The sequence below is a fragment of the Pseudomonas sp. HMSC066A08 genome (assembly GCF_001813025.1).
Taxonomy (GTDB): domain Bacteria; phylum Pseudomonadota; class Gammaproteobacteria; order Pseudomonadales; family Pseudomonadaceae; genus Pseudomonas; species Pseudomonas aeruginosa.
Map to the genome: position 1 here is coordinate 277,650 of NZ_KV811371.1, position 26,249 is coordinate 303,898.

28 protein-coding genes are annotated in these 26,249 nt (G+C 68.7%); 20 read left to right on the top strand and 8 right to left on the bottom strand.

The features are described from left to right. Nucleotides 1-61: 61 nt before the first annotated feature. The 10 genes from cobO to HMPREF2886_RS29845 are packed head-to-tail and all read left to right on the top strand — an operon-like array spanning nt 62 to nt 8,945. Nucleotides 62-673, top strand: coding sequence for a cob(I)yrinic acid a,c-diamide adenosyltransferase (cobO, locus tag HMPREF2886_RS29800; RefSeq protein ID WP_033969070.1), 612 nt, complete (start codon nt 62-64; stop codon nt 671-673). Nucleotides 674-704: 31 nt separating this feature from the next. Next, nucleotides 705-2,012: a cobyrinic acid a,c-diamide synthase CobB gene (locus tag HMPREF2886_RS29805; protein WP_070748931.1), complete on the top strand. Its 1,308-nt coding sequence runs from the start codon at nt 705-707 to the stop codon at nt 2,010-2,012. Nucleotide 2,013: 1 nt separating this feature from the next. Further along, nucleotides 2,014-2,670, top strand: a complete 657-nt coding sequence (gene bluB / locus HMPREF2886_RS29810; protein ID WP_003082592.1) for a 5,6-dimethylbenzimidazole synthase — start codon at nt 2,014-2,016, stop codon at nt 2,668-2,670. After that, on the top strand, nt 2,667-3,605 hold the full coding sequence (cbiB, locus tag HMPREF2886_RS29815) for an adenosylcobinamide-phosphate synthase CbiB (RefSeq protein WP_070748933.1): 939 nt from the start codon (nt 2,667-2,669) through the stop codon (nt 3,603-3,605). Before bluB ends, cbiB begins: the two co-directional genes overlap by 4 nt. After that, nucleotides 3,598-4,593, top strand: a complete 996-nt coding sequence (gene cobD / locus HMPREF2886_RS29820) for a threonine-phosphate decarboxylase CobD (protein WP_023105457.1) — start codon at nt 3,598-3,600, stop codon at nt 4,591-4,593. The genes cbiB and cobD overlap by 8 nt, the downstream gene beginning before the upstream one ends. Further along, on the top strand, nt 4,586-6,058 hold the full coding sequence (locus HMPREF2886_RS29825; protein ID WP_033969060.1) for a cobyric acid synthase: 1,473 nt from the start codon (nt 4,586-4,588) through the stop codon (nt 6,056-6,058). Before cobD ends, HMPREF2886_RS29825 begins: the two co-directional genes overlap by 8 nt. Then, a complete protein-coding gene (gene cobU / locus HMPREF2886_RS29830; RefSeq protein WP_003082599.1) occupies nt 6,051-6,572 on the top strand; it encodes a bifunctional adenosylcobinamide kinase/adenosylcobinamide-phosphate guanylyltransferase in 522 nt (173 codons plus the stop codon). Before HMPREF2886_RS29825 ends, cobU begins: the two co-directional genes overlap by 8 nt. Next, nucleotides 6,569-7,624, top strand: a complete 1,056-nt coding sequence (gene cobT / locus HMPREF2886_RS29835; protein ID WP_070748935.1) for a nicotinate-nucleotide--dimethylbenzimidazole phosphoribosyltransferase — start codon at nt 6,569-6,571, stop codon at nt 7,622-7,624. Before cobU ends, cobT begins: the two co-directional genes overlap by 4 nt. Then, nucleotides 7,621-8,205 (top strand): alpha-ribazole phosphatase family protein, encoded by a 585-nt coding sequence (cobC, locus tag HMPREF2886_RS29840; RefSeq protein ID WP_033976768.1) that lies wholly within the window; start codon nt 7,621-7,623, stop codon nt 8,203-8,205. The genes cobT and cobC overlap by 4 nt, the downstream gene beginning before the upstream one ends. A gap of 2 nt (nt 8,206-8,207) precedes the next feature. Continuing rightward, nucleotides 8,208-8,945: an adenosylcobinamide-GDP ribazoletransferase gene (locus tag HMPREF2886_RS29845; protein ID WP_003082605.1), complete on the top strand. Its 738-nt coding sequence runs from the start codon at nt 8,208-8,210 to the stop codon at nt 8,943-8,945. On the opposite strand, the gene HMPREF2886_RS29850 is transcribed toward HMPREF2886_RS29845, so the two are convergent. Beyond that, complete coding sequence (locus tag HMPREF2886_RS29850; RefSeq protein ID WP_033976771.1) at nt 8,908-10,413, bottom strand: MFS transporter; 1,506 nt, start codon at nt 10,411-10,413, stop codon at nt 8,908-8,910. The genes HMPREF2886_RS29845 and HMPREF2886_RS29850 overlap by 38 nt on opposite strands. 118 nt (nt 10,414-10,531) lie before the next feature. On the opposite strand from HMPREF2886_RS29850, the gene HMPREF2886_RS29855 reads away from it, so the two are divergent. Continuing rightward, complete coding sequence (locus HMPREF2886_RS29855; protein ID WP_033969052.1) at nt 10,532-11,092, top strand: TetR/AcrR family transcriptional regulator; 561 nt, start codon at nt 10,532-10,534, stop codon at nt 11,090-11,092. Between the two features lie 30 nt (nt 11,093-11,122). Here the strand turns inward: HMPREF2886_RS29855 and HMPREF2886_RS29860 are convergent, their stop codons facing one another. Next, a complete protein-coding gene (locus HMPREF2886_RS29860; RefSeq protein WP_070748937.1) occupies nt 11,123-12,943 on the bottom strand; it encodes an acyl-CoA dehydrogenase C-terminal domain-containing protein in 1,821 nt (606 codons plus the stop codon). 130 nt (nt 12,944-13,073) lie between these two features. On the opposite strand from HMPREF2886_RS29860, the gene HMPREF2886_RS29865 reads away from it, so the two are divergent. The 3 genes from HMPREF2886_RS29865 (at nt 13,074) to HMPREF2886_RS29875 (ending at nt 15,515) form a co-directional block, all read left to right on the top strand. Continuing rightward, nucleotides 13,074-13,523 (top strand): MarR family winged helix-turn-helix transcriptional regulator, encoded by a 450-nt coding sequence (locus HMPREF2886_RS29865; protein WP_073649661.1) that lies wholly within the window; start codon nt 13,074-13,076, stop codon nt 13,521-13,523. A gap of 73 nt (nt 13,524-13,596) precedes the next feature. Further along, nucleotides 13,597-14,796 carry an MFS transporter gene (locus HMPREF2886_RS29870; protein ID WP_079387293.1) on the top strand — a complete coding sequence of 400 codons (1,200 nt, stop codon included), beginning with the start codon at nt 13,597-13,599 and terminating at the stop codon, nt 14,794-14,796. 164 nt (nt 14,797-14,960) lie between these two features. Next, complete coding sequence (locus tag HMPREF2886_RS29875) at nt 14,961-15,515, top strand: glutathione peroxidase (RefSeq protein WP_042164797.1); 555 nt, start codon at nt 14,961-14,963, stop codon at nt 15,513-15,515. 58 nt (nt 15,516-15,573) lie between these two features. Here the strand turns inward: HMPREF2886_RS29875 and HMPREF2886_RS29880 are convergent, their stop codons facing one another. From HMPREF2886_RS29880 to HMPREF2886_RS29890, 3 genes are all read right to left on the bottom strand, one after another. After that, a complete protein-coding gene (locus HMPREF2886_RS29880; protein WP_003082638.1) occupies nt 15,574-16,848 on the bottom strand; it encodes an outer membrane protein transport protein in 1,275 nt (424 codons plus the stop codon). Between the two features lie 205 nt (nt 16,849-17,053). Beyond that, nucleotides 17,054-17,533 carry a hypothetical protein gene (locus HMPREF2886_RS29885; protein ID WP_022580879.1) on the bottom strand — a complete coding sequence of 160 codons (480 nt, stop codon included), beginning with the start codon at nt 17,531-17,533 and terminating at the stop codon, nt 17,054-17,056. Between the two features lie 221 nt (nt 17,534-17,754). Next, nucleotides 17,755-18,348 (bottom strand): TetR family transcriptional regulator, encoded by a 594-nt coding sequence (locus tag HMPREF2886_RS29890; RefSeq protein WP_033969046.1) that lies wholly within the window; start codon nt 18,346-18,348, stop codon nt 17,755-17,757. Nucleotides 18,349-18,459: 111 nt separating this feature from the next. Between HMPREF2886_RS29890 and HMPREF2886_RS29895 the strand changes: the two genes are divergently transcribed. Further along, a complete protein-coding gene (locus tag HMPREF2886_RS29895; protein ID WP_033969044.1) occupies nt 18,460-19,299 on the top strand; it encodes an alpha/beta hydrolase family protein in 840 nt (279 codons plus the stop codon). Nucleotides 19,300-19,320: 21 nt separating this feature from the next. On the opposite strand, the gene HMPREF2886_RS29900 is transcribed toward HMPREF2886_RS29895, so the two are convergent. After that, nucleotides 19,321-20,175 carry a sulfurtransferase gene (locus HMPREF2886_RS29900; protein ID WP_033969042.1) on the bottom strand — a complete coding sequence of 285 codons (855 nt, stop codon included), beginning with the start codon at nt 20,173-20,175 and terminating at the stop codon, nt 19,321-19,323. A 301-nt stretch (nt 20,176-20,476) separates the two neighbouring features. Beyond that, entirely contained in the window at nt 20,477-21,538 is a 1,062-nt protein-coding gene (locus HMPREF2886_RS29905; RefSeq protein WP_033969040.1) for an SMP-30/gluconolactonase/LRE family protein, read from the bottom strand. Nucleotides 21,539-21,678: 140 nt separating this feature from the next. On the opposite strand from HMPREF2886_RS29905, the gene rnd reads away from it, so the two are divergent. The 3 genes from rnd (at nt 21,679) to HMPREF2886_RS29920 (ending at nt 24,280) form a co-directional block, all read left to right on the top strand. After that, the gene (gene rnd / locus HMPREF2886_RS29910; RefSeq protein WP_079385159.1) at nt 21,679-22,803 is read left to right on the top strand and encodes a ribonuclease D; all 1,125 of its coding nucleotides are present in this window, start codon (nt 21,679-21,681) and stop codon (nt 22,801-22,803) included. Further along, complete coding sequence (locus HMPREF2886_RS29915; RefSeq protein WP_003082651.1) at nt 22,800-23,093, top strand: YcgL domain-containing protein; 294 nt, start codon at nt 22,800-22,802, stop codon at nt 23,091-23,093. The genes rnd and HMPREF2886_RS29915 overlap by 4 nt, the downstream gene beginning before the upstream one ends. Before the next feature lie 254 nt (nt 23,094-23,347). Continuing rightward, nucleotides 23,348-24,280, top strand: coding sequence for a D-2-hydroxyacid dehydrogenase (locus tag HMPREF2886_RS29920; protein ID WP_003082652.1), 933 nt, complete (start codon nt 23,348-23,350; stop codon nt 24,278-24,280). 11 nt (nt 24,281-24,291) lie between these two features. Here HMPREF2886_RS29920 and aitP read toward each other — a convergent pair whose 3' ends face one another. Then, nucleotides 24,292-25,284 (bottom strand): CDF family iron/cobalt efflux transporter AitP, encoded by a 993-nt coding sequence (gene aitP, locus HMPREF2886_RS29925; RefSeq protein ID WP_058173059.1) that lies wholly within the window; start codon nt 25,282-25,284, stop codon nt 24,292-24,294. A 67-nt stretch (nt 25,285-25,351) separates the two neighbouring features. Between aitP and HMPREF2886_RS29930 the strand changes: the two genes are divergently transcribed. Together HMPREF2886_RS29930 and HMPREF2886_RS29935 are read left to right on the top strand one after the other, a co-directional pair. Next, on the top strand, nt 25,352-25,627 hold the full coding sequence (locus HMPREF2886_RS29930; RefSeq protein ID WP_003082658.1) for a metal/formaldehyde-sensitive transcriptional repressor: 276 nt from the start codon (nt 25,352-25,354) through the stop codon (nt 25,625-25,627). A 76-nt stretch (nt 25,628-25,703) separates the two neighbouring features. Beyond that, nucleotides 25,704-26,153, top strand: a complete 450-nt coding sequence (locus HMPREF2886_RS29935; RefSeq protein ID WP_003082662.1) for a YcgN family cysteine cluster protein — start codon at nt 25,704-25,706, stop codon at nt 26,151-26,153. Nucleotides 26,154-26,249: the final 96 nt, after the last annotated feature.

A 26,249-nucleotide genomic window follows, 5' to 3' on the forward strand; every position in this document is an offset into this window, starting at 1 on the left:
CGGGTATTTCGAATCAATGAGGCGGCGGCGAGGTGCCCGTCGCCGCAAGGAGTGATCGACGATGAACGAATCCCCCGAGAAGGACCAGCGCCACCGCGAGCGGATGGAGCGCAAGAAAACGGTGGTCGACGAGAAGATCGCCCAGGCCCGCGACGAACGCGGCGTGCTCCTGGTGCATAGCGGCAACGGCAAGGGCAAGAGCAGCTCGGCCTTCGGCATGGTCGCGCGGGCCCTGGGCCATGGCATGAAGGTCGGCGTCGTGCAGTTCATCAAGGGCGCCGCCAGCACCGGCGAGGAAGCCTTCTTCCGGCGCTTCCCCGAGGAAGTCAGCTACCACGTGATGGGCGAGGGTTTCACCTGGGAGACCCAGGACCGCCAGCGCGACATCGCCAAGGCCGAGGAGGCCTGGAAGGTCGCCGCGCAGTTGCTGGCCGACCCGGCCATCGGCCTGGTGGTGCTGGACGAACTGAACATCGCCCTCAAGCACGGCTACCTGGAGCTGGACAGGGTTCTCGCCGATATCCAGGCGCGCCCGGCCATGCAGCATGTGGTGGTGACCGGCCGCGGCGCGCAGCCGGGGATGATCGAGGCCGCCGACACGGTGACCGAGATGAGCCTGGTCAAGCACGCGTTCAAGGCCGGGATCAAGGCGCAGAAGGGAGTGGAGTTCTGATGCCGGCGCCGTGCGCGGAGACGCTTCGCCCATGACCCAGGCACGCTGTCCGGCCCTGCTGATCGCCGCCCCGGCCTCCGGCCAGGGCAAGACCACCGTCACCGCCGCCCTGGCCCGCCTGCATGCGCGCCAGGGGCGGCGGGTGCGGGTGTTCAAGTGCGGGCCGGACTTCCTCGACCCGATGATCCTCGCCCGCGCCTCCGGTGCGCCGGTCTACCAGCTCGACCTGTGGATGGTCGGCGAGGCCGAAGCGCGACGCCTGCTGGCCCAGGCTGCCGGCGAGGCCGACCTGATCCTCATCGAAGGGGTGATGGGCCTTTTCGATGGCAACCCCTCGGCGGCAGACCTGGCGCGGCGTTTCGGCGTGCCGGTGCTGGGGGTGATCAACGGCGCGGCGATGGCCCAGACCTTCGGCGCGCTGGCCTACGGCCTGGCGCATTTCCAGCCGGACCTGCCGTTTTCCGGGGTGCTCGGCAACCGCGTCGGCAGCCAACGCCACAGCGACATCCTGCGCGATTGCCTGCCGCCCGGCATGCGCTGGTTCGGCGGCCTGCCGCGCTCGGCCGAGTTCGAACTGCCGAGCCGCCACCTGGGCCTGGTCCAGGCCGAGGAACTGGCCGATCTCGATGCGCGCCTGGACGCCGCCGCCGACGCCTTGCGGGCCAGCGCCGAGACCGACCTGCCGGAGCCGGTGACCTTCGAGTTGCCCGCTCCGATGCCGCTGCAACGCAGCCTGGAAGGCGTGCGCATCGGCGTGGCCCGCGATGCCTCGTTCGCCTTCCTCTACCAGGCCAATCTCGACCTGCTGCGCGAACTCGGCGCCGAACTGGCGTTCTTCTCGCCGCTGCAGGACCAGGCGTTGCCCGCCGTGGACAGCCTGTACCTGCCGGGCGGCTACCCCGAACTGCACCTGGGGCGCCTGCAGGGCAATCGCGCCATGGCCGAGGCGATCCGCGCCCACCATGCCGCCGGCAAGCCGCTGCTGGCCGAGTGCGGCGGCATGCTCTACCTGCTCGACTGCCTGGAAGACGCCGACGGCGAGCGCGGCGAACTGCTCGGCCTGCTGCCGGGCCGGGCGCGCCTGCAGAAGCGCCTGACCGCCCTGGCCTTGCAGGAGGTCGAGCTGCCGGAAGGGCGCCTGCGCGGGCATACCTTCCATCACTCGACCCTCGACTGCGCCGTCGAGCCTCTGGCCCGTGGCGTCTGCCCGAACGGCCGGAACACGGCGGAGGCGGTGTTCCGCCTTGGCCGGCTGACGGCTTCCTATATCCACTTCTACCTGCCTTCCAACCCGCAGGCCGCCGCCGCGTTGCTGGCGCCTGCGCGAGACGCCGACTGACATGTCCGATTCCTCCCACGCCTTCAGCGCCACGGAACGCGCCGCCGTCTACCGGGCTATCGCCGAGCGCCGCGACATGCGCCACTTCAGCGGCGGCAGCGTGGCGCCGGAGCTGCTCGCGCGGCTGCTGGAGGCCGCGCACCAGGCGCCCAGCGTCGGCCTGATGCAACCCTGGCGCTTCATCCGCATCACCGAACCGGCGCTGCGCCGGGCCATCCACGGGCTGGTCGAGGAGGAACGCGGACGCACCGCCGAAGCCCTCGGCGAGCGCTCCGACGAGTTCATGCGGCTCAAGGTCGAGGGCGTGCTGGATTGCGCCGAACTGCTGGTCGCCGCCCTGATGGACGACCGCGAGCGCCATGTGTTCGGTCGCCGGACCCTGCCGCAGATGGACCTGGCGTCGCTCGCCTGCGCGATCCAGAACCTCTGGCTGGCCAGTCGCGCCGAGGGCCTGGGGATGGGCTGGGTATCGCTGTTCGATCCGGCCGCGCTGGGCGAGTTGCTCGGCCTGCCGCCCGGCAGCGAGGCGGTGGCGGTGCTCTGCCTGGGCCCGGTGGCGGAGTTCTACCCGGCGCCGATGCTGGCGCTGGAGGGTTGGAGCGAACCGCGTCCGCTGGCCGAGCTGGTCTACCAGAACCGTTGGGGCGAGCGAGCATGAGCGCACTGCTGGGTATCCTCGGCGTGGTGCTGGATGCGCGCTTCGGCGAGCCGAAGGGCTGGCACCCGCTGGTCGCATTCGGCCGCCTGGCCGATCGCCTGGAGCGCCGTTTCAACCGCTCGCGCCTGGCTGGCGAGGGCGATCCCGGGGTCGGCTGGCGTAGCCACGGGGTGACCGCCTGGGTCCTCGCGGTACTGCCGCTGACCCTGCTGGCCTGGGCGCTCGCTGAACTTCCCTACCTCGGCTGGCTGGTCCAGGCCCTGGCGCTGTATGCCGCGCTCGGCCTGCGCAGCCTCGGCGAGCACGCCGAACCGGTGGCGCAGGCCCTGCGCGCCGGCGACCTGGACGAGGCGCGGCGACGTGTCGGCTACCTGGTCAGCCGCGATACCCGCGAACTGGACCAGGCCGGGGTCGCCCGCGCGGCCACCGAATCGGTACTGGAGAACGGCAGCGACGCGGTCTACGCCGCGCTGTTCTGGTTCGCCGTGGCCGGTGCGCCGGGGGTGGTGCTGTATCGCCTGAGCAATACCCTGGACGCGATGTGGGGCTACCGCAACGCGCGCTTCGAGCGCTTCGGCTGGGCCGCGGCGAAGATCGACGACATCCTCAACTACCTGCCGGCGCGGCTGGTGGCGCTGACCTACGCGCTGCTCGGCGACGCCCGCCAGGCCCTGCGCTGCTGGCGCGAGCAGGCGCCGCAATGGGACAGCCCCAACGCCGGCCCGGTGATGGCCGCCGGCGCCGGTGCGCTGGGCGTGTCCCTGGGCGGCGCGGCGATCTACCACGGCGAGCTGCACCAGCGGCCGCTCCTCGGCAGCGGCCCGCAGCCGCAGGGCCGCGACATCTATCGGGCCCTGGCGCTGGTGCGCCAGGGCGTGCTGCTCTGGCTGCTGGTGCTGGCCGGACTCTGGGCCATGGGGTGGCTGCATGCTTGAACACGGAGGGCGGTTGCGCGAGGCGGCGCGCCGCTACGACATTCCGCTGGCGGACTGGCTGGACCTGTCCACCGGCATCGCGCCCTGGCCGTTTTCGCTGCCGGCGATCCCCGAGCAGGCCTGGACCCGCCTGCCGGAGAGCGACGATGGACTGGAAGCCGCCGCCTGCCTCTACTATGGCGCCGAACGGGTATTGCCGCTGGCTGGCAGCCAGGCGGCGATCCAGGCCCTGCCGAGGTTGCGGCGGGGCGGGCGGGTCGGTGTCCTGTCGCCGTGCTACGCCGAGCACGCCCACGCCTGGCGCCAGGCCGGGCACCTGGTGCGGGAGATCGGCGAGGCCGAGGTCGAGCCCTATCTCGACAGCCTCGACGTGCTGCTGGTGGTCAACCCGAACAACCCCACCGGGCGGGTCTTCGAGCCCGCCGAGCTGCTGGCCTGGCATGCCCGCCTGCAACGTCGCGGCGGCTGGCTGCTGGTCGACGAGGCGTTCATGGACTGCACCCCGCAGTCGAGCCTGGCGGCCTGCAGTAATCGGCCCGGACTGATCGTGCTGCGCTCGTTCGGCAAGTTCTTCGGCCTGGCCGGCGCGCGGCTCGGCTTCGCCCTCGGCGAACGGCCGCTGTTGCAGGCGCTGGCCGAGCAGCTCGGCCCGTGGACGGTCAATGGTCCGGTGCGCCATGTGGCCCAGAGTGCCTTGCGCGACCGCCAGCAACAGCGTCAGCAGCGCGAGCGCCTGCTGGCTGCCAGCCAGCGCCTGGAGGAACTGCTGCGCCGCCACGGCTGGCCGCCGGCGGGCGGCAGCGCGCTGTTCCAGCGCCTGGTCGATCCACGCTGCGCGGCGTTGCACGACTACCTGGCGCGGCGCGGCATCCTCACCCGCCAGTTCGAGCAGCCGGCCAGCCTGCGCCTCGGCCTGCCCGCCGACGAGGCCGCCTGGGCCCGGCTCGATGCCGCGCTGCTCGGCTTCAAGGAGCCTGCTCATGAGTGATCGCGGGCGGACCCTGATGGTCCAGGGCACCACCTCGGACGCCGGCAAGAGCACCCTGGTGACCGCGCTGTGCCGCTGGCTGGCCCGGCGCGGCGTCGCGGTGGTGCCGTTCAAGCCGCAGAACATGGCGCTGAACAGCGCGGTCACCGCCGACGGCGGCGAGATCGGCCGCGCCCAGGCGGTCCAGGCCCTGGCCTGCCGGCTGGCGCCGCACACCGACATGAACCCGGTGCTGCTCAAGCCGAACACCGATATCGGCGCCCAGGTGATCATCCATGGCCGTGCGGTGACCAGCATGGACGCCGCCGCCTATCACGACTACAAGCGCGTGGCGATGGAAGCGGTGCTGGCTTCCCATGGGCGGCTCGCCGCCGCCTACCGGGTGGTGATGGTGGAGGGCGCCGGCTCGCCGGCGGAGATCAACCTGCGCGCCAACGACATCGCCAACATGGGCTTCGCCGAAGCGGTGGATTGCCCGGTGATCCTGGTCGCCGATATCGATCGGGGCGGGGTCTTCGCCCACCTGGTCGGCACCCTGGAACTGCTCTCCGACTCGGAGCGGGAGCGGGTCAAGGGCTTCGTCATCAATCGCTTCCGCGGCGACATCGCCCTGCTGCAACCCGGCCTCGACTGGCTGGAGGCGCGCACCGGCAAGCCGGTGCTCGGCGTGCTGCCCTATGTCAGCGACCTGCACCTGGAGGCGGAGGACGCCATCGATACGCGCCAGGCGGCCAAGGCCGGGCCGCGCCTGAAGGTGGTGGTGCCGGTGCTGCCGAGGATCAGCAACCACACCGATTTCGATCCGCTGCGCCTGCATCCCCAGGTCGAGTTGAGCTTCGTCGGCCCCGGCCAGGCGCTGCCGCCGGCGGACCTGATCGTCCTGCCCGGCTCGAAGAGCGTGCGCGCCGACCTCGCGGCGCTGCGCGAGCGCGGCTGGGACGAGGCGATCCTCCGCCACCTGCGCTACGGCGGTCGCCTGCTGGGGATCTGCGGCGGCCTGCAGATGCTCGGCGAGCACCTGCACGATCCGCTCGGCCTGGAAGGCGCGGCCGGCAGCAGCGCGGGCCTCGGCCTGCTGGCGTTGGAAACGACCCTGGAGGCGGACAAGCAATTGCGCAACGTACAGGGCCGCCTGAGCCTGGAGGACGTGCCGCTGTCGGGCTACGAGATCCATGCCGGGGTCACCCGTGGCGAGGCCCTGGCGCGGCCGGCGGTGGTGCTCGACGATGGCCGCGCGGATGGTGCCCGCAGCGTCGACGGGAACGTCATGGGCACCTACCTGCACGGCCTGTTCGAATCCACCGCGGCCTGTTCGGCGCTGCTGCGCTGGGCCGGCCTGCGCGAGGTCCAGGCGGTCGACTACCAGGCCTTGCGCGAACGCGACATCGAGCGGCTCGCCGACCTGGTCGAGCGCCACCTGGATACCGGGCGATTGCTCGCCCTCTGCGGAGAACCCCATGCGTGACCTGATCCTTGGCGGCGCCCGTTCCGGCAAGAGCCGCCTGGCCGAGCGCCTGGCCGCCGAGAGCGGGCTGGCGGTGAGCTACATCGCCACCGCCCAGGCCGGCGACGGCGAAATGGGCCGGCGCATCGCCGAGCACCGCGCGCGCCGCCCGGCCCACTGGCGAACTCTGGAAGAGCCCCTGGCGCTGGCGGCGACGCTGCGCAGCGAGGCCGAGGCCGGACGCTGCCTGCTGGTCGACTGCCTGACCCTGTGGCTGACCAACCTGCTGCTCTGCGACGATCCCCAGCGTCTCGACGGCGAGCGCGAGGCGCTGCTGGAATGTCTCGGCGAGCTGCCGGGGCGGATCATCCTGGTCAGCAACGAAACCGGGCTCGGCGTGGTGCCGCTGGGCGAACTCAGCCGGCGCTACGTCGACGAGGCCGGCTGGCTGCACCAGGCCATCGCCGAACGCTGCGAGCGGGTGACCTTCACCGTCGCCGGCCTGCCCATGCCGTTGAAAGGAGAACCGCTATGAGTCTGCAATGGTGGCGCGACACCTGCCGCGAGGCGGACCCGCAGATGCGCCGGCGTGCGGCCGAACGCCAGGACCGGTTGACCAAGCCGCGCGGCTCGCTGGGCCGCCTGGAGCAAGTGGCGATCGACCTGGCGGCATTGCAGGGGCGCGAACGACCGAGCCTGGAGAGGCTCTGGGTGACGGTCTTCGCCGGCGACCACGGGGTGGTCGCCGAGGGCGTCTCGGCCTATCCGCAGGCGGTCACCGGCGAGATGCTGCGCAACTTCGTCCGCGGCGGCGCGGCGATCAGCGTGCTGGCGCGCGAACTCGGCGCCGGCCTGGAGGTGGTCGACCTGGGCACCGCCGTCCCCCTGGAAGCCTTGCCCGACGTGCGCCACCTGCGCCTGGCGGCGGGTACCGCGAACTTCGTCGAGGCCCCGGCGATGGGCGCCGAACAGTGCCTGCTGGCGCTCGAGGCCGGGCGCGAAAGCGTGCGCCGCGCCGAGCAGGCCGGCAGCCAGCTGTTCATCGGCGGCGAGATGGGCATCGGCAATACCACCGCGGCGGCGGCCATGGCCTGCGCGCTGCTGGATGCGCCGGCGAGCGCGCTGGTCGGGCCGGGAACCGGGCTGGACGCCAGCGGCGTGGCGCACAAGACCGCGGTGATCGAACGCGCCCTGGCCCTGCACGGCGCCCATCGCGCCGACCCCTTCGAAACCCTCCGCCGTCTCGGTGGCCTGGAGATCGCCGCGCTGGCCGGCGCCTACCTGGCCTGCGCGCAGAAAGGCATGGTCGCCCTGGTCGACGGCTACATCTGCAGCGTCGCGGCGCTCTGCGCGGTGCGCCTGAACCCGGCCTGCCGCGACTGGCTGCTGTTCGCCCACAGCGGTGCCGAGCCGGGCCATCGCCATGTGCTCGAAGCCCTGGCGGCGCAACCGCTGCTCGACCTCGGCCTGCGCCTGGGCGAGGGCAGCGGCGCGGCGCTGGCGGTGCCGCTGCTGCGCCAGGCCTGCGCGCTGCACGCGGGGATGGCGACCTTCGCCGAAGCGGCGGTCTCGGACCGCCCGGCATGAGCCTGCGCCTGGACCTCCTGCGGCATGGCGAAACCGAGTCCGGCGGCGGTTTCCGCGGCAGCCTCGACGACGCCTTGACCGCGCGCGGCTGGGCGCAGATGCGCACGGCGGTGGAAGGCGGACGCTGGGACCTGCTGGTCAGCTCGCCATTGCAACGTTGCCGCGCCTTCGCCGAGGAACTGGCGCAGCGCCAGGGGATCGAGCTGGAACTGGAAAACGATCTGCGCGAACTGCATTTCGGCGATTGGGAGGGGCGCTCGGCGGCCAGCCTGATGGACGGCCACAGCGAGGCGCTCGGCCGCTTCTGGGCCGATCCCTATGCCTTTACCCCGCCGGGTGGCGAGCCGCTGTCCGAGTTCGAGGCGCGGGTGCTGGCCGCCCAGCGACGCCTGCGCCAGCGTCACGCCGGCCGTCGTGTGCTGCTGGTGACCCATGGCGGCGTCATGCGCCTGTTGCTCGCCCGCGCCCGTGGCCTGCCGCGCGAGCACTTGCTGCAGGTGGACGTCGGTCATGGCGCACTGTTCGGCCTGCGCGCCGGAGAGGGCGACGATCGCTGGCACGAATGCCGGGAAGGGGAATAGTCATGCGCGAAGCCTTGCGCTCACTGCTGGTCGCCTTGCAGTTCCTCACCCGCCTGCCGGTGCGCCTGTCGGCGATGCCGACGCCGGAACAGTTCGGCCGCGCGGTGCTCTGCTATCCACTGGTCGGGGTGCTGATCGGCGTCGTGCTGTACGCCGCGGCGCGGTCGCTCGACGGTACGCCGCCGCTGTTGCAGGCAGCCTTGCTGCTGAGCCTGTGGGTGGCGCTGAGCGGCGCGCTGCACCTGGACGGCCTGGCCGACATGGCGGACGCCTGGATCGGCGGGCTGGGCGACCGCGAGCGGACCTTGGCGATCATGAAGGACCCGCGCAGCGGCCCGGTGGCGGTGGTGGTCCTGGTACTGGTCCTGTTGTTGAAGTTCTCCGCCCTGGCGGCGCTGCTCGGCCAGGGCGAGGCCGGGCTATTGCCGCTGGCCCCGTGGCTGGCGCGCAGCAGCCTGCCGCTGCTGTTCCTGACCACGCCCTACGCGCGCCCCGGCGGCCTCGGCCAGGCCATCGCCGAGCACCTGCCGGCGCGCAGCCTGCCGTGGGTGCTGGGGGTGAGTTTCGGCCTGGCCCTGGCGTTCGGCCTGGCCGGCCTGCTGGCGTTGCTGGTGACGCTGATGCTCTTCGCCTGGCTGCGCAGCCGTTTCCTCGCGCGCCTCGGCGGCACCACCGGGGACACCGCCGGCGCGCTGGTCGAACTTACCGAGTGTGCGGTGCTGGTGGCGCTGGCTCTGTAGCCGGACGCGGCTGGCGCAGGACCGCCATGGCGCTGAGGAAGAGCAGCGCGGCGGCGGCCAGCAGCACGGCGACGAAGGCCTGGTCGAAAGCCTGCCGGGCAAGCTCGACGAGCCGCGATGCGATCTCCGGCGCCAGGCCCTCGGCGACCGACAGGGCGTCGTCGAGGCTGTCGCGGACCCGCGCCGGCAGCTCGGCCGAGGGCAGCCTCAGCGACATCCCGTAGACGAAACTCATCAGGCTGCCGAGCAGGGTCACGCCGATCACCCCGCCCAGTTCGTAGGATACGTCCTCGATGGCGGCCGCCATTCCGGAACTCTGTTCGTCCACGTTGAGCATCACCGCGGTGGAGGCGGCGGTCATCGCGCCGCCGAAGCCGACGCCGAGCAGCACCAGGCTGGCCAGTTGCGCTCCGGTGGCGGACTGGTAGGACAGGGCCAGGCCGAGCAATCCGGCGCTGCCGAGCAGCAGGGAGGCGCACATCACCCGGTTCTCGCCCCAGCGCGGCACCAGCCAACCGGCCAGCGGCCCGACCACCAGCGAGGCCAGCGGGATCGGCAGGACGAACAGGCCGGCCTTCAGCGGCGTCAGGCCCTGCACCAGTTGCAGGTGCTGGCTGAACACCAGCTCCATGCCGACCAGCGCCATGGTCGCCACCAGGGCCACCGCGACGCCGCGGGCGAAGCGCCGGTTGCGGAACAGCGCGAAGTCGATCATCGGTTCGCGGGCGCGGCGCTGGCGGCGGACGAACAGGTACAGGCAGAGCATGCCGCCGAGCGCGGCCAGGACGGCCAGCCCGAACTCCGGGGCGCGTGTGCTGAGTTCCTTGATCGCATACACCACCCCGACCAGGCCGACCATCACCTGCAGCGAGCCGAGGGCGTCCCATGGGCGCCGCGACTGGCCGCCGCAGGCCGGGATGGCCGGCAGCGCCAGCAACAAGGCGACGACCACCACCGGGACGTTGATGAGGAACACCGAGCCCCACCAGAAGAACTCCAGCAGCACGCCGCCGACCACCGGCCCCAGCGCCGCGCCGGCAGAGGCGACGGAGGCCCAGATGCCGATGGCCAGGGCGCGTTCGCGTTCGTCCTGGAAGACATGGCGGACGATCGACAGGGTCGCCGGCATCATCAGTGCCGCGCCCACCGCCAACCCGGCGCGGGCGGCGATCAGCGCCGCGGCGCTGGGAGCGAAGGCGGCGCACAGCGAGGCCAGGCCGAACAGCGGCAGGCCGGCGAGGAACAGCCGCTTGTGGCCAAGGCGGTCGCTGAGCAAGCCGGCGCCGGGCAGCAGGCCGGCGACCACCAGCGGATAGGCGTTGACGATCCAGAGTTTCTCCGCGGCCGTCGCGCCGAGGTCGTGGGTCAGGCGCGGCAGGGCCGTGTAGAGCACGGTCATGTCGATGATGATGAGGAACAGGGCGCTGGAGACGATGGCCAGGACCAGCCAGCGGTTCTGCCGGAACATGGGATAACCTCTGTGGCGAACGGTTCATCGCTCGCCGTGGATAACGGGAATTGCGTGCCATGGGCGGGCGCATGAAAATATAAATACATACGTATGGATTTAAACTCAAGAGGTAGCCATGGGACGCCGACGAACGATCGACCGTGACCAGTTGCTCGATGCCGCCGAGGCGGTGATCGCCCGCGAAGGCGCTGCCGGCCTGACCATCGATGCGGTGGCGAAGGAAATGGGCATCACCAAGGGCGGTGTGCAGTATTGCTTCGGTACCAAGGATGCGCTGATCGACGCGATCTTCGAGCGCTGGGGCAAGGCCTACGACAGCCTGTTCGAGGCGGTGGCGGGGAGCCAGCCGACGCCGCTGACGCGGGTTCGCGCACATGCCGAGGCGACCCAGCGTTCGGACGAGCTGTCCAGCAGCAAGGCGGCGGCGCTGATGGCGGCGCTGATCCAGACGCCCGAGCACCTGGAGGGCAGCAACCAGTGGTATCGCAGCCGGCTGGAGGGCCTGGACCTGTCCGCACCCGAGGGGCGCCGTGCGCGCCTGGCGTTCCTGGCGGTGGAGGGCGCTTTCATGTTGCGCTACTTCCGCCTGATGGACATTGGCCAGGAGGAGTGGGACTCGATGCTCGACGACGTTCGTGCGTTGTTGCTGACCCCGGCCGGCGCCAGCGGAGGCTGAGGCTCCGCTGGCGCGCGGCGGGTGGTCGCCTCAGTCGAAGGCGAAGTGCTCGCTCTTCAGGTCCATGATCGAACCGGTCGGCTTCGCCATTGCCGCCGCGTGGCCCTTGGCGCGCGGAAGCAGGCGGGCGAAGTAGAACTCGCTGGTGGCGATCTTGGCCTTGTAGAAGTCCGCCGACTCGCTGCCGCCCTGGCGCAGCCGCCGGCGCGCAGCGGCTTCCTGGAGGGCCCAGGAATAGGCCAGCGTGGCGTAGCCGGAGAACATCAGGTAGTCGTGGCTGGCGGTGCTCACCAGATCGCGTTGCTTGCGCGCGGTGAGGGCAATGCGCAGGGTCAGCAGGTTCCATTGGGCGCAGAGCTTGAGCAGCACCAGGGCGCGGCCGCGCATGCGCGGCTCGTTCTTCAGCAGGTCGACGGCGAACCGGGCCACGCCCCTGGTGAAGTCGCGCACGGCCTTGCCCTGGGTCATCAGCAGGACCTTGCGGCCGAGCAGGTCGAGGGCCTGGATGCCGGTGGTGCCTTCGTAGAGGGTGGCGATCCGCGCGTCGCGGACGATCTGCTCCATGCCGTGTTCGCGGATATAGCCGTGGCCGCCGAACACCTGCATGCCGAGGTTGGCGCTTTCCAGGCCGAGTTCGGTCAGGCAGCCCTTGAGGATCGGCGTGAGGAAGCCGAGCTTGTCGTCCCAGCGTTCGTACTCGGCGTCGTCGTTGCTGAGGATGCCCTGGATCATCCGGTCGGCGTACTGGGTGGCCAGGTAGACCAGCGCCCGGCCGCCTTCGGCGATGGCTTTCTGGATCAGCAACATGCGCCGCACGTCACCGTGGTGCATCAGGCTGTCGGCGACCTGGTCGGGTTCCTTGGTTCCGGAGAGCGCGCGCATGGAGCGGCGTTCGCGGGCATAGGCGAGGGCGCCCTGGTAGGCCAGCTCGGCGGTGGCCACGCCCTGGATGGCGGTGCCGATGCGGGCGCTGTTCATGAAGGTGAACATGCATTCCAGGCCCTTGTTCGGCGGTCCGATGAGGAAGCCGGTGGCGCCGTCGAAGTTCATCACGCAGGTGGCCGAGGCCTTGATCCCCATCTTCTTCTCCAGCGCGCCGCAACTCACGCCGTTGCGCGGGCCGAGCGCGCCGCCTTCGCAGGGAAGGAACTTGGGCACGATGAACAGGGAAATGCCGCGGGTGCCCTTCGGTGCGTCCGGCAGGCGGGCGAGGACGATGTGCACGATGTTCTCGGTCAGGTCGTGTTCGCCGGAAGAGATGAAGATCTTCGTCCCGCTGATGGCGTAGCTACCGTCGGGGTTGGCCTCGGCGCGGGTCTTCACCTGGCCGAGATCGGTGCCGCACTGCGGCTCGGTGAGGCACATGGTGCCGCCCCAGCGGCCCTCGGTGAGCGGAACCAGGTAGGTCCGCTTCTGTTCCTCGGTGCCGTGCTGCATCAGGGTGTTCATCGCGCCGAGGGAGAGGCCGGGATACATGGAGAACGGCCAGTTGGCGGTGCCCATCATCTCCTGCTTGAGCGCGCCGAGGCTCATCGGCAGGCCCTGGCCGCCGTACTCCACCGGGTGCGAGAGGCCCTGCCAGCCGCCGGCGACGTAGGCTTCGTAGGCTTCCTTGTAGCCCTTCGGCGTCCGTACTTCGCCGTTCTCCAGGTGGCAGCCTTCCTCGTCGCCGCTGTGGTAGAGCGGGGCGATCACTTCCTCGCAGAGCTTCGCGCATTCGCCGAGGATCGCATCGACCATGTCCGGCGTGGCTTCGGCGCCGTTGACCAGGTTGCGGTAATGCTCGGGGAAATCGAAGACTTCGTTGAGCAGGAAGCGCGTGTCGCGCAGCGGGGCTTTGTAAACGGGCATGGCTACCTCGGCGATGGATGGAGGGCGCCGGGTGCTCCCGGTCGCCGCTGACAGCGCGAGTTATAGGCCAGCGCCCGGCGTCCGGCCTTGGCAGGGGCAACAGACGGCGTTGGCAGTTCGGACAATCCGCTTGACCGTCGAGAGGTGCGGGTATATACACGCATCCATGCTACCGACCCAATGCCTCTGTACCAAACTGCGTCGCGCCGCCCGCAGCGTTTCCCGCTTCTACGACGAGGCGCTGGCCGATACCGGCCTCAAGGTGGCGCAGTTTTCCCTGCTGCGGCACCTGCGGCGCCTGGACCGGCCGAGCATTTCCGAACTCGCCGAAGCCATGGGACTCGACCGCAGCACCCTCGGTCGCAACCTGCGGGTGCTGGAAGGCGACGGCCTGCTGCGCCTGACCGGCGGCGAGGACCAGCGCAACCGCCTGGTCGAGCTGACGCCCGCCGGGCTGGATGCCCTGGAACGCGGAACGCCGGCCTGGGAAGACGCGCAGCGGCGTCTCGCCGGGCGTCTTGGCGAGGAACGCAGCGGCGCCTTGGCGGCGTTGCTGGTGGAGCTGGAGCGATTGGACTGACAACCGACGAAGCCTCTCGCCGAGGCGCTTCGTTCACGATAAAGCGGGTATATACCCGTAGATGGAGCGACCCATGCCGCGTGCCGCCTTCTGGATCCTGCTGTCCGGAGCCCTGATCCTCGCCCTGTCCCTCGGCGTGCGACATGGCTTCGGCCTGTTCCTCGCGCCGATGAGCGCCGACTTCGGCTGGGGCCGCGAAGTCTTCGCCTTCGCCATCGCCTTGCAGAATCTGGTCTGGGGCCTGGCCCAGCCGTTCACCGGGGCGCTCGCCGACCGCCATGGCGCGGCGCGGGCGGTGCTGGTGGGGGGCCTGCTGTACGCCCTCGGCCTGGTCCTGATGGGACTCGCGCAGTCGGCCGGCGGATTGTCGCTGAGCGCCGGATTGCTGATCGGGCTGGGCCTTTCCGGTACCTCGTTCTCGGTGATCCTCGGCGCCGTCGGCCGCGCCGTGCCGGCGGAGCAGCGCAGCATGGCGATGGGTATCTCCAGCGCTGCCGGCTCCTTCGGCCAGTTCGCCATGCTGCCCGGTACCCTCGGCCTGATCGGCTGGCTGGGCTGGTCCTCGGCCCTGCTCGCCCTGGGCCTGCTGGTGGCGCTGATCGTGCCGCTGGCCGGGCTGATGAAGGATCGCCCGTTGCCGCCGCAGGGCCACGAACAGAGCCTCGGCGAAGCGCTGCGCGAGGCCTGCGCGCATTCCGGGTTCTGGCTGCTGGCGCTGGGCTTCTTCGTCTGCGGCTTCCAGGTGGTGTTCATCGGCGTGCACCTGCCGGCCTACCTGGTCGACCAGCACCTGCCGGCGCAGGTCGGCACCACGGTGCTGGCGCTGGTCGGGCTGTTCAACGTGTTCGGCACCTACATCGCCGGCTGGCTCGGAGGGCGCTGGTCGAAGCCGCGCCTGCTGACCGCGCTGTACCTGGTGCGCGGGGTAGTGATCGTGCTGTTCCTCTGGCTGCCGCTGAGCGTCTACAGCGCCTACGCCTTCGGCGTGGCCATGGGGCTGCTGTGGCTGTCCACGGTGCCCCTGACCAACGGCACCGTGGCGACCCTGTTCGGCGTGCGCAACCTGTCGATGCTCGGCGGCATCGTGTTCCTCTTCCACCAGTTGGGCGCCTTCCTCGGCGGCTGGTTGGGCGGGGTGGTCTACGACCGCACCGGCAGCTACGACCTGGTCTGGCAGTTGTCGATCCTGCTCAGCCTGCTCGCGGCGCTGCTCAACTGGCCGGTGCGCGAGCGCCCGGTGGCGCGCCTGCAGGCGGCCGGAGGCGCGGCGTGAAGCTGGCCTGGCTGCTCGCCGCCGGGACGCTGCTGGGACTTGCCTGGTGGGGCTGGCAGCGTGGCGGAATGGCGCTGCTGGAACTGGGCATGGGCGCATGCTGATAGGTGGCGATAGGCGCGGGGAAGGGTAAGCTGGGACATTCGTCGCCAAGGAGCCATTCCATGAAACCTCGCGTGCTGTTGTCCGCCCTGGCGCTCGCCGGGCTGCCGCTGAGCGGCTGGGCCGCCGATTGCCCGGAACTGTTGCAGGGCCAGTTGACCAAGCTGCGTTCCAAGGAAAACATCGATCTTTGCCAGCGTTACGCCGGCAAGCCGCTGGTGGTGGTCAACACTGCCAGCCACTGTGGCTTCACCCCGCAGTTCAAGGGGCTCGAGGCGCTCTACCAGCGCTACAAGGGGCAGGGTCTGGAAGTGCTCGGGGTACCTTCCGACGACTTCAAGCAGGAAGCCGCCGATACCGCCGAGACCGCGAAGATCTGCTATGGCAACTACGGCGTGACCTTCGCCATGACCCAGCCGCAGCATGTGCGCGGCGACGAGGCGATCCCGCTGTTCCGCCAGTTGGCCGAGCAGAGCGGCCAGGCGCCGCGCTGGAATTTCTACAAGTACGTGGTGGATCGCCAGGGCAGGGTGGTCGCGCAGTTCTCCAGCAAGACCACCCCGGACGATCCGCAGCTCCAGGCCGCCATCGAGAAGGCCATCGCCAGCCAGCCCTGAGGGACGGCCAGGCATGAAAAAGCCGGGCAATGCCCGGCTTCTTCGTTGGCGCGTGCGATCAGAAACGATAGGTGACCTGGGCGGTCAGGCCATGCGCGCTGTTGTCGTACTTGGCGCTGTAGGCCGGCTGCAGGGCGCTGCCTTCCTGGTTGACGCCGGCGGTGGTTTCCCACAGGTAGGCGTAGGCCACGTCGACGGTCAGGTCCTGGTTCGGCGACCAGCCGGCACCGACGGTGAAGACCTTGCGGTCGCCCACCGGGATGCGCACGTTGCGGTCCTCGTTGGAGGTCGGCGAGGGCTCGTAGGCAAAGCCGGTACGCAGCACCCACTCCGGGGTGGCCTGGTAGGAGGTACCTACCGAGAAGGACCAGGTGTCGCGCCAGTTCAGGTCTTCGCCGATGGTGTTGAAGCCCAGGGCCTGGCCGAGCGCCGGTACGCCGCTGTTGCGCACCTCGATCTTCTCCAGGCGGCTCCAGCGGGTCCAGACGGCGCCCAGGTAGCCCGTCCACTTGTCGTCGAACTTGTGGGTGATGGAGGTATCCACCGATTCCGGCAGGGTGATGTCCAGCTTGGCGTCGTACTTGCCGTTCAGGCCCAGGGCACCCGGAGCGTTCTTCACTTCGGTGTTGCCGCCCAGGTGGTACTTGACCTTGGAGTGGTAGGTCAGGCCCCAGGTGGTGTCGTCGGTCAGGTCGACCATCACGCCGACGTTGTAGCCGATGGCGGTGTCGTCGCCCTTGATGTTGATCTTGGTATCGCCGTTGCTGCCGAGCAGGCCATTGGTGGCCAGGGTGTTCTTCAACTGGCCGTCGATGCGGTTGAAGGTTGGACCGAAGCCGACGGAAACCTTGTCGTTGATCTTCCAGGCGATGGTCGGCTGCACGGTGATCACCTGCACCTTGCTATAGGAGCCGTGGGAGCTGCCCATGAAGCCGTTTTCGTAATCGTTGATGATGCCGTAGGGCACGTAGATGCCCAGGCCGAAAGTGAAATCTTCGTTGATCGGCGTGGAGAAGTAGCCGAACGGTACGGCGGCCAGCGGTACCGAGTCGCCCTTGTTGCTGCCCTGGGCGGTGCTGTGGGCCTGGCTGATGTCGTCCTTGGCCTTGACGATGGCCAGACCGCCGCTGACTTCGGTGCGTTTCAGCTTGGACAGGCCGGCCGGGTTGCCGTAGATGGTGCTGGCATCGAGCGCGGACGAGGCGCGGCCGGCGTAGGCGGTGCCGGCGCCGCTGGCGCTCTGTTCGTTGATGGCGATGCCGTTGGCGAGGGTGTAGGTCGAGACAGCGCTAATGGTCAGTGCGAGAGAGGTTTTAAACCATATTGTTTTCATTGTTGGAGCAACTCCTGTGTATAACGGCGCGCAAACTACCAAGATTCCCAGACCGGCGCCAGTGTTCCGAAGTTCCGCAGGGTGCGGAACAGAGCGGTTGGCTCCGGTGCCAGTGAAGCGAAGGTAGCGCAACCGTTCGTGTCTGTATGTAAAAAATTTTCTGACCGGCTGGTCTGTTTCGGACGCGGGATTTTTCCATTCGCCGTCAGGCGACCTGGCTGAGGCTGCCGATGCAACGTTGCCAGGCGTCGATGAACTCGTGCAGGCGGCCGTGCGGCTGGAATACCTGGCGCCACACGCGAGCCTGGGCGAGGTGGTCGTGCTGGTCGGGCAGCGGCAGTCGCGCGGCTTCCACCAGCGACCAGGCGATGGCCGTGCTGTAGCGCAGGTTCACCGTCAGTTCCAGGTGCGGCGCGGCGAGGAAGGCATGCTGGCTGGCCAGGCCGCGGACCCGGCTGGCGCGCTCCGGGTCCAGCGCCAGGTACTGGTCCCAGAGCTGCTGGTGGCGTTCGCTGGCGATCCGGTACAGGCCGTGGCCACGGCGGTCGTCGAGGGCGCTCCCCAGCGCCGACTGGCAGGCCGCCGCGCCCAGCAGCAGCGCTTCGGCGGCGGAGCTGTGGCAGGACAGGTAGTCCAGGGTCGGACGTATCACGTGCTGGCAAAGATCGTTGGCGGAAATACCCATGACGGCCTCGCGCAAGGTGGATCGGCGGGGCCGGGCAGTTTGGCAGCTTCTATTCCGATGGCCCCGCCGATAGCGGACTTAGCCGCTTGATTTGAAGTGTAGTGAAACAAATAGGCTGTAAAGGACTGTTTTTAAATTGTTTCCAGCTTTAGAGAACAGCTGATATGCCTGCCGGAAATTAAACCGGCGCGTCCTTGCTTCGCTTGTGTTGGGCGGAATTCTCAACCCCTGCGCAGGCTGTAGAGGAAGTCGCGGATGATGGCTTTCACTTCATTGGCCGCTTGCCGCTTGTTGCGTGCATCGCGAAGACTCATCGCGGCCTGGGTAAGGAAGCCGTAGAGCTGGCCGACCAGGGTTTCCCGGCGGTAGTCCTTGAGTTCGCCACTGGCCGCCAGTTCGTCCACCAGGCGCCCGACGTAGCGCAGCGTATGGCGCGAGTCGATGCGTTTCCATCGCTCCCAGCCGACGACCGTGATCACCTCCTGCAGCGACAGTTGCCGCTTGCCGCGCGCCATCACGCTGTCGATGAAGGCCTCGGCCAGCGCGGCGGCCTCCGCCCACTTGTCGACATGCCCCGGCACCCTGTCCAGGTCCTCGGCGATCGTCCGCACCTGGCGTTCGTAGCATTCGGCGAGCAGTTCCTGCTTGCTGCCGAAGTGGTGGTAGAACGCGCCCTTGGTCACGCGCGCCTCGCGGGCGATGGCGTCGATGGAGACGCCGCCATAGCCATGTTCGATGAAGGCGGAGAGGGCGCTTTCCAGCAGCGCCTCGCGGGTCGCCTCGGCATTTTCCTGCTGCCTGCTCTTGACATTCATACTGTTGCCTTCTTACATACCGTCGGTATGTTCATGCTAGCACGCCTGGCGATCCGTCGGGCATTGCGTCCGTCCCGGCTGGTCGAACCCGCACGGAAAAGGAGAGAGCGAATGAGTACCGCAGTGGAGATCGCCTGCCGTGACGGCGTGCGCCTGGCCGGCGACCACTTCCCGGTCGCCGGCGATGCGCAGGGGAGCATCGTGGTGGCCTGCGCGCTCGGCGTCAGGCGCGCCTTCTACCAGCGCTTCGCCGTCCTGGCCGCGGCTTCCGGCTACGAGGTGCTGTTGTTCAGCTACCGCGGCAGCGAAGGCGCCGACCCTGCCGTGGCTAGCTATCGCCTGGCCGACTGGGGGCGCGAGGACATCGATGCGGCGCTGGCCTGGTGCCGAGCGCGCGCGCCGGAGCTACCGCGCTATTTCGTCGGCCACAGCATCGGCGCGCAGTTGCTCGGTCTGGCTGGTCAGGCCAGCGGATTGAGCGGCGCCGCGTTCGTCGCCGGTTCGTTTCCGTACTGGAGGCGCTGGCGAGGCAGGCAACGCTGGCAGATGTTCGGCCTGTTCTGCGTGGCGGTGCCGGTACTGACCGGACTGCTCCGACGCTTTCCCAGTCGTTTCTTCGGCCTCGGCAGCCTGGATATGCCGAGTCATTTCATGCGCGACTGGGCGCGCTGGGTGCGGCAGCCGGACTACCTCCTGGCACCGTGCTTCGGATTGCAGCGGCAGGGTTACGAGGCGCTGGACATCCCCGTCGCCAGCTTCCTGTTCGAGGACGACGACTACGTGCCCTGGGCTGCGGCGGAAAAGCTTCACCAGGTCTATGCCGCGGCGCACCTGGAGTTGCGTCGCAAGGGACGGGCCGAGGGTGCGGTCGGGCATTTCGGGCTGTTCCGCAACGAGGCGTTGCAGAAGGAGTTGCTCGACTACTTCAGGAAGCTGCCCGACGCGGCGTAAGCCGCGTCTGAGCGTATGGCGTCAGTCGCCGGTGGCGACCGGGCGGCGCGGGTCGGTGATCCACTCGCTCCACGAGCCGGCGTAGAGGCGCGGAAGCGGGAAGCCGGCGAGGCTCAGGGCGAACAGGTTGTGGCAGGCAGTGACGCCGGAGCCGCAGTAGGCGACCAGTTCGTCCACCGGGCGACCGCGCAGCAGGGCGGAGAACCGCTGGTGCAATTGTTCCGGCGGAAGGAAGCGGCCGTCGCTGCCAAGGTTGTCGGTGAAGGCGGCGCACTGGGCGCCGGGAATGTGCCCGGCGACCGGATCTATGGGCTCGACTTCGCCACGGAAGCGCGGCTGCGCGCGAGCGTCGAGCAGCGCCAGTCCGGGGTGGCCCAGTTGGGCCTGGAGGGTGGCGGCGTCGATCAGCAGCGAGGCATCGGGCTGGCCCTGGAAATCGCCGGGTCGAACGCTGCTTTCGCCATTGGTCAGTGCCAGCCCCGCGGCCTTCCAGGCTGCCAGGCCGCCGTCGAGGAGGTAGACCCCGTCGCGCTTGCCCAGCCAATGCAACAGCCACCAGGCGCGGGCGGCGAATGCACCGGGGCCATCGTCGTAGAGCACCACCTGGCTGTCCTGGCGCAGGCCCCAGGCTTGTAGCTTGAGCGCTAGCTCGGCGGGATCCGGCAGCGGATGGCGACCGGTCACGCCCTTGCGCACGTGACCGGAAAGATCCCGTTCGAGGTCGGCGAAATGCGCGCCGGGAATGTGGTTCTCCTGATAGACGCGGGCACCGTAGGACGGGTCTTCGAGGGCGAAACGGCAGTCGAGGACCAGCAGGTCGGGTTCGCTGAGGCGGGCGGCCAGTTGTTGCGCGGTCAGCAGTTGGGCGGACGACATCGCGGACTCCTTGGGTCGGGAAGCAAAGCCGGTGGCGAATGGGTGGATCATGCCCTTTGGACCGCGTCGCGTCATCCCGGCGTCGCGCGGCGAGGCGGAGAAATGGCGAAAGGAAAGGGCTGGCTCCAGGCGAGGAAGATTCCTACTCGGTCATCAGCCTCGCCTGGCAGCGGGGGCTTTGTCCAGACATGCAGAATCGGCTCGTTCCGAGATACCCGCTCCTGTGTTCTATCCCTCGGGATGCTTGTCCGATTGGCTTGGCCCGGCACTTGCGCCGGGCTTTTTTTTCGCCTCGGCTGTTTCAGGGGATCGCCAGGCGGCCGATCCGGTCGTTTTCCAGGCTGCCGAAGTAGAGCTGGTCGCCCACCGGCTTCGCCGAAGTGATCATGCGCAGGTGGTGGCCGCTGGTGTCGTGCAGGCTACGGACGATCCTGCCCTGTTCGTCGATGGCGATGACCAGCCCGTAGGCAGTGGGCTTGGGCAGGAACATGCGCGGCAGCTTGGCCAACTGCGCCTTCAGCCAGGGATGCCGGTGGAGGAAGTCGGCGTCGGCCTTGCGCGGGGTCGGCAGGGCCACCCAGAAGGTTCCCTTGCGGTCGCCCTGGAGGTTGTCCGGCAAGCCCGGCAGGTTGTCGATGAACACCTCGTGCTGGCCGGCCTTCTCGCCTTTCAGCCAGTAGCGGGTGATGCGATAGCGGTAGGTCTCGTTGACCAGTACGAAGTCCTCGTTTGCCGAGAGTGCCACGCCATTGGCGAAGTACAGGTCCTTGAGCAGCACCTCGGTCTTGCCGGTGGACGGGTCGTAGCGCAGCAGGCGGCCGTGCGGTCGGGCCTCGAGCAGGTCGAGGATGTAGTCGGGCTGGTGGAACTTGCTGGAGGCGTCGCTGAAGTAGATGCGGCCGTCGCTGGCGATGTCGAGGTCGTCGGTGAAGGCGAAGGGGATACCGTCGGCCTCGGTGGCGAGGGTTTCCACCTTGCCCTGCGGATCGATGCGCAGCAGGCCTTTCCAGGCGTCGGCGAGAATCAGGTTGCCGGCGGCATCGAAGTCCATGCCCAGCGGCCGGCCGCCGGTGTCGACGAAGGTCTCGACCTTGCCGCTGGCGTCCAGGCGTACCACGCGGCCGTCGGCGAGACCGGCATAGACGCGACCCTGGCTGTCCACGGCGGTGTCCTCGGGGCCGTGCAACTGGCCCTGGCCAAGCAGCTCGGCCTTCATCAGGGTGTCGTTGGGTTCGAGGACCCCGGTCATCTGCGGAGCGGCCGGGGCATCCCAGGCGAGCGGGTCGATCGGGCTGGTCTTCAGGGCCAGGTAAAGAGCCGCGCCAGCCAGCAGGAGGACGATTATTCCGCTGAGCTTCTTCATGCAGTTCCCTTGTTCGGATTGTCGGACAAAGGGCGGAGTATGGACATTCGCTACGTTCATCGGCAAGCGCGGTGCCGAGCGGAATGCTCGCATGGCGCCAGCCTCTATATAATGCGCCGCACTTGACCAAGGAGATGTTCGTGACCGCGCCCGAAATCCAGTGGATCCGCGATGATGCCAGCCTGGCGCAGCAATGCCGGGAATGGCGCACACAGCCGTACCTCGCGCTCGATACCGAGTTCATGCGCGTCGATACCTTCTATCCCGCGGCCGGTCTGGTGCAGGTGGGCGATGGCCGGCAGGAGTGGCTGATCGATCCGCTGCTGATCCAGGACTGGAGCCCGTTCGCCGAGCTGCTCGAAGACGAGCGGGTGGTGAAGGTGCTGCATGCCTGCAGCGAAGACCTCGAGGTGTTCCTGCGCCTCACCGGCAGCCTGCCGGTGCCGCTGTTCGATACGCAGTTGGCCGCCGCCTATCTCGGCATGGCCCATTCGATGGGCTACTCGAAGCTGGTGAAGGAGGTGCTGGATATCGACCTGCCCAAGGACGAGACCCGTTCCGACTGGTTGCAACGGCCGCTCACCGAGATGCAGATGCGCTACGCTGCCGACGACGTCCAGCACCTCGCCCAGGTCTACCTGGCCCTGGATTCGCGGCTGAGCGAGGAGAAACGCGCCTGGCTGCTGGAGGACGGCGCCGAACTGGTCGCCAACCTCTGCCGCGAGAGCGATCCGCGCGAGGCCTACCGCGAGGTCAAGCTGGGTTGGCGGCTGCGTCCGCAGCAACTGGCGGTGCTCCGCGAACTCTGCGCCTGGCGCGAGGAGCAGGCACGCCTGCGCAACCGGCCGCGCAACCACGTGCTGCGCGAACGTACCCTGTGGCCGCTGGCGCGCCTGTTGCCGAAGAACAAGACCGACCTGGCGGCGATCGAAGACATGCATCCGCGCACCGTGCGCCAGGACGGCGACTTCCTCATCGAACTGATCGCCCAGGCTTCGCGCCTGCCGCAGAGCGAATGGCCCGAGGCGCTGCCCGAGCCGCTGCCGCCGGAGGTCACTCCGCTGCTCAAGAGCCTGCGCGCCATCGGCCAGCGCGAAGCGGAGACCCTGGGCATGGCGCCCGAACTGATGCTGCGCAAGAAGATCCTCGAAGCATTGCTCAAGAGCGGCTATCCCGACGGTCCCTACGAACTGCCCGATTCCCTCCGCGGCTGGCGCCGCGAACGCATGGGCCAGGCCCTGCTGGATGCCCTGGAGAGCGCATGAAACGAATCTGTTCCGTCTACAAGAGCCCGCGCAAGAACGAGATGTACCTCTACGTCGACAAGCGCGAGGCGTTGAGCCGCGTGCCCGAGGCCCTGCTGGTGCCGTTCGGCGCGCCGCAACATGTCTTCGACCTGCTGCTCACCCCCGAGCGCCAACTGGCCCGCGAGGATGTCGCCAAGGTCCTGGAGAACATCGAGAAGCAGGGCTTCCACCTGCAGATGCCGCCGGGCGAAGAAGAGTACATCGAGCATCTCCCGGAAGAGTTGCTGCGCATGAACGACCCGCTCTGACGCGAGCCGTACCCCGCTGGCGCCGGCTTCCCGGCGCCACTTTCACGACGTGAAACCCGCTCTGTGCAAGGCTGTGCCTTCGGTGCATGATGTCCGCAAGATGTCGCACGATAGCGGAACCCCTGGCAGCGACCGTGGTCTACCAGCGCCAAACCTGCTGCTCTCGAGGGCTTCCCTCCAGGAGCCGTGATGCATGAAAGAACAATATTCTCCGGCCTGATCGCCAGCCCTTGTCCGGCTTGGCAGTGTGACCCATGCGCTTGCTGATTCTCGAACGTGACCACGCTCTCTATGCCGCGCTGCTGATGGCGGCCGACCCCAGCCTGAAGGTGGTGGCGGGGGACGACCCCCTGCAACTCATCGACGCCGCCAGCGAGTGCTCGATCTGGCTAGGCCAGCCCGACCTGGTGGCGCAGATGCTGCGCCAGGGCGTGCATCCGGTCTGGGTGCAGTCGACCTGGGCGGGCATTACGCCGCTGCTGGCCGCCGACCTGCCGAAGGACTACAGCCTGACACGCGCGGTAGGCATCTTCGGCCAGGTGATGAGCGAATACCTGCTGACCTACATGCTCGCCCACGAGCGCCAGTTCCTCGGTCGCCTGGCCAGCCAGGTCGGTTCGCAATGGGATAGCCGCACGCCTGGCGGGTTGCGTGGCCGGCAGGTGGTGATCGTGGGCACCGGGGAGATCGGCCAGGCGGTGGCGCATACCCTGTCCGGCTTCGGCATGGACCTGACCGGGGTGGCGAAGAATCCGCGTTCGCTGGTGCCGTTCAACCGCATGGGGTCGCTCGACGACCTCGGTCGCCTGGTGGAGACGGCCGACTACCTGATCAACCTGCTGCCCGACACCCCCGATACCCACGACATCTACGACCGTGCGCTGTTCGCCCGGCTCAAGCCCACGGCGCTGTTCATCAATGCCGGGCGTGGCGTCGCGGTGGTGGACGCCGACCTGGTGGCGGCGCTGGAGAACAACCAACTGGCCGGCGCGGTGATCGACGTCTGCCGCGAAGAGCCGCTGCCGGCCAATCACCTGTTCTGGCATACCCCGCGCCTCTTGCTGACCGGGCACACCGCCGCGCCTACCCTGCCGGGGGCGATGGTCGAACTGTTCCGCGACAACCTCGCGCGCTTCTGGGCAGGCACCGCCATGCGCGGCGAGGTGGACTTCGCTCGCGGCTACTGAGCCGCCTTTCCTCAGGCGGCGAGCGGGAGCAGCGGATTCACCTCGACGGTGATGTGCACCAGCTCCTCATGCTCGGCCAGGCGGCGCTTGAAATAGTCGGCGCTGCCTTCCTTCGTGGTCAGCAGACTCAGCAGGCAGGCGTACTTGCCCTGGCCGACCTGCCACAGGTGCAGGTCGAGCAGTTCCGCCGGCAGCGGGCTGCTGGCGATCGCCGCGCGGATTTCCGCAGCCACCGGCGCGTCCATCTGCGCATCCAGCAATACCCGGCTGCTCTGTCGGATCAGGCCGCATGCCCAGACACTGACCAGTACCGCGCCGACGATACCCATCAGCGGGTCCAGCCAGGCCGCGTTCCACAGCAGGCCGCCGGCCAGCGCGACGATCGCCAGCAGCGAGGTGGCGGCATCCGCCAGCACGTGCAGGTAGGCGGCGCGCAGATTCAGGTCGTGCCCGTGGGCATGATGGTCGTGGTCGTGGTCGTGGTCGTGGTCGTGGTCGTGGCGGTGGTGATGGTGCGAGTGGCCGTGCCCGTGCCCGTGATGGGCATGGCCGTCGCGCAGCAGCCAGGCGCAGGCGAGATTGACCAGCAGGCCGAGCGCGGCGACCAGCATCGCCTGCTGGTAGTGGATCGGGCTGGGGTCGAGCAGGCGTTCGACCGATTGGTAGAGCATCAGCCCGGCCACCAGCAGGAGTAGCAGGGCGCTGGTGTAGCTGCCGAGAACCTCGATCTTCCAGGTACCGAAGCTGAAGCGCGGGTCGTTGGCATAGCGCCGCGCGGCGCCGTAGGCGAGTACCGCAAGACCCAGGGCCAGGGCATGGGAGCTCATGTGCCAGCCGTCGGCGAGCAGGGCCATGGAGTTGAACAGCCAGCCGCCGGCGATTTCCGCGACCATCATGCAGGCGGTGAGCAATACCGCCCAGCGCGTGTTGCGCTCGGCCAGCGGGTTGCCCTGGTCGAACCGATGGGAATGGCGCAGGGGCTGGGTAGTCGGGGTTCCGGGCATTTGCTACTGTCCTGTCGAGACGACGAAAATATACTATACCCCAGTATATTACCTTGAGGAGAGAGCGGTGGCCCATACCATCCATGGGAAGAAGAAACTCCTGGCGCGGGTGCGCCGCATCGCCGGGCAGACCCGGGCGCTGGAGCAGGCGCTGGAGGAGGGCAGCGAATGCGCGGCGGTGCTGCAGCAGATCGCGGCGATCCGCGGTGCGGTGAACGGCCTGATGAACGAAGTGCTGGAGGGGCACATCCGTGAACATCTCGGCGCCGAGCAGGCGAGCGCGGAGCAGCGTCGCGAAGACCTGGAACTGGTGGTGACCGCGCTGCGTTCCTACCTGAAGTAGCCGTGTGCCGGCCGGTGCTTGGCCTGGAGGGGGCGGGGGACTAGACTATCGCGCCTTTTCACCAGCTCCCGATGCCATGGCCGCCAAAGTCGAACCCTTCTGGAAACGCAAGACCCTCGCCCAACTCGACCAGGACGAGTGGGAGTCGCTGTGCGACGGTTGCGGCCTGTGCTGCCTGCAGAAGCTCGAGGACGAGGACGACGGCAGCGTCTACTACACGCGTATCGCCTGCAAGCTGCTCGACCTGCAGAGCTGCCGCTGCACCAACTACGCCGAGCGCATCCGCTTCGTCCCCGACTGCATCCAGCTCACCCCGGCGCAGGCCGACGAGTTCCAGTGGTTGCCGCCGACCTGCGGCTATCGCCTGGTTGCCGAAGGCAAGGACCTGCCGCTCTGGCACCACCTGGTCTGCGGCGATCCGGAGCGGGTCCACAAGGAACGCATTTCCCAGTCCGGGCGCATGCTCAGCGAGACCCAGGTGGCCGAGGACGACTGGGAGGACTACCTGATCTTCCGCGCCGGCTGAGCTCGCGTCCGTCGCACTTCCCTATCTTGTGAAATGATATGTATTATCATTCGCATATTTACAAGGGACTTCCGTATCCGACGGAAGCGGGGAGGC